The following is a 708-nucleotide window of genomic DNA, read 5'->3' as shown; positions in this document are numbered from 1 at the left end:
TGTAGCTAACAGCAGGCAAGGTCATGACAGCCGTGCCTATGCCACAATCGCTGAGCCGAAGTTAATGTGACAAGCCCCGAACGCAGGGCCGCAGTCATGGACGTCCGCGCCGGCGAAGCCGAACGTCATGCAGCACGTGCATCCTGTTGACGCCTCGATTTCCGCGAGTCTCTGGTAGAAGCCGGCGGCCGGTTCGAGCGTGGTGCATTGCGCCGTCAGGTCGAGCAGGTAGGGGATCTGCCGAAAAGCCCTGCAGGCAAGGCCGCCGCCGGCAAGCGTCAGCAGCGCGTCGATCGCCCGCACCCCGGTCCGTGCCATGTCAATATGCGGGTAGGTGCGATAGGCGACCAGCACCGTGGCGAGATCAGCCATCCTCGGCGACAGATTGGCATGGAAGTCGAGGCTGGCGACGATCGGAACGTCCGGACCCAGTATCCACCTGATGCGCTCAAGCAGTTCGCCTTCGCCATCCTCCTGCCCTAGCGCGACCATGGCGCCGTGCAATTCGAGATAGAGCGCGTCGAGCGGGCCGGCGTCCTCGATGCAGCCGACGAGGCGCGTGCTCACGGCCTCGAAGCAGGATCGTGAGACGATCGGGCCGGGGATGGCCGCCGCCCAGAGCAGCGGCACAGGGCTTGTCACATTAACTTCGGCTCAGCGATTGTGGCATAGGCACGGCTGTCATGACCTTGCCTGCTGTTAGCTACA

Annotated in this window: 1 protein-coding gene; it reads right to left on the bottom strand. The window is 63.8% G+C overall.

Annotated elements, in window-relative coordinates; genetic code table 11:
• Nucleotides 1-36: 36 nt before the first annotated feature.
• The gene (locus AC07SZ_RS35625; protein WP_494917905.1) at nt 37-642 is read right to left on the bottom strand and encodes a M81 family metallopeptidase; all 606 of its coding nucleotides are present in this window, start codon (nt 640-642) and stop codon (nt 37-39) included.
• Nucleotides 643-708: the final 66 nt, after the last annotated feature.

The sequence above is a fragment of the Mesorhizobium sp. GW821-FHT07A06 genome (assembly GCF_059419085.1).
The sequence above is the reverse complement of the archived record's forward strand: the minus strand, read 5'-3'. Positions and strand labels throughout refer to the sequence as shown.